The 1492-nt window shown below is 60.7% G+C and carries 1 protein-coding gene; it reads right to left on the bottom strand.

Going from position 1 to position 1492, the window contains the following annotated elements:
- Window positions 1-44: 44 nt before the first annotated feature.
- Window positions 45-1367, bottom strand: coding sequence for an IS5 family transposase (locus AC07UK_RS38720; RefSeq protein ID WP_494688349.1), 1323 nt, complete (start codon window positions 1365-1367; stop codon window positions 45-47).
- Between the last annotated feature and the right edge of the window lie 125 nt (window positions 1368-1492).

Here is a 1492-nt window from a genome sequence, read left to right as displayed (position 1 = left end):
TAGTCGGCCCTGAACAATTCGTTCTGCAGGCCTCGCCGAACACTTCAGCGCCGTGATATGGCGAGCTGATCGAGGTTCAGGAAGCGCAGAAACCAGGCACAAAGAAGCCGCAGCTTCCGCAAGATCAAGCGGATGTTGTGGCCAGCGCCGCACAGGACTGCATGCAGGGCATCGCCCAGCGCGCCCTTCAGCCAATTGCGATCGAGCTTGCCATCGGCCTTCATGTGTCCAATGGCGGGCTCGATGGCACTGCGCCGCTTAATCATTGCCTTGATGACTCGGGTGACGCCTCGCTTTTGGCCTGAGCGCAGAATGCGGATGCCATCCACCTCTACGCCACGATAGCCACGATCCACCACGGCAATCTCCGGGCGAACGTTGGAGAGAATCTGGGCCTGTTCGAGCGCCTCGTGGAGCGTGTAGCCGTCATACGGATTGCCCGGCATGGAGCGAGAGCCGATCACCAGCCCTTCCTTGAGCGTGGTCGTGATCGACACCTTCACGCCGAACTCATACGGCTTGCGGGCTTTGCCCTTGCTGATGCACTCAACCTCCGGCGCATGCAAGGCGTACAGCTTGTTCTTGTCATCGGTACGCTGTGTCAGCAGTCGCCGCACTCGTGCCAGGAGTTCGTGCAGAGCATCGCGCTGCGGCTCGGGCACGGCACCAATCTGGCGCTCCACGTCCCGATACACCCGTCCCACGCGCGAACGCAGGGTCCGCAGGGTGCGCCGCATTCGCTTGTATTGCTTCGCATGGGCGTAACGCCCAATCTGTGCGGCGAGTCTCGGTGCCTCGCGGTTGTAATTCTGCCGCAGCTTCAAACCAAGCCGCTTCGCTTGCCTCACAAGGTGCACTCGGCCGCGTTCCAACAACCGAGAATCCGTGGGATGTGCCACCGCTTTTTCCATCACGGTGGTGTCGACGATCACGCGTCGCAAGCTCGACTCCCTGACCGCACCCGCGCGCCTGGCTGCATCGATGGTATGCGCTAGCAATTCCTCAACGCCTGCCTCACCCAACCGGCGACGCCAGCGTGACAGACTGGACGGGTCAATCGGCGGATCGGTCTGCAAATACGTCTCGCCAGTGAAGAGCTGCCAATAGGGATTCTCCACCCAACCCCACACCACGTCTTCATCAGACAGGTCGAACGCGTGTTGCAGGTACAGCAAGCCGGCGATCAGCCGCGGCCGTGTCGCCGGGCGGCCGCGCTTCGAAGTGAAGCTCTCCGAAAGCGCTTGCTCCAAGGCCTGCCAGTCGATCAGCCCAGCCAATTGCACCATGGGGTGGCGCATGTTGATTTGCTCAGCCAGGGGCTGCTTGAACAACTCAGCAGTCTGCGGCGTGATCGGCGTTGGGCCCATTCAGACCTCATCGGAATTTGCAGGATTCTGTGTGCCAATATGCCTCATCCCTGCAATTCCTGATACTGGTTTCTTCCCTCAATGCCTTGTCACGGTTAGCTTTGCGGGATTCTTCAGGGCCGACT

This window comes from Cupriavidus sp. GW821-FHT07C08 (assembly GCF_059419025.1).
This window is presented reverse-complemented; position numbering and strand designations above follow the sequence as displayed.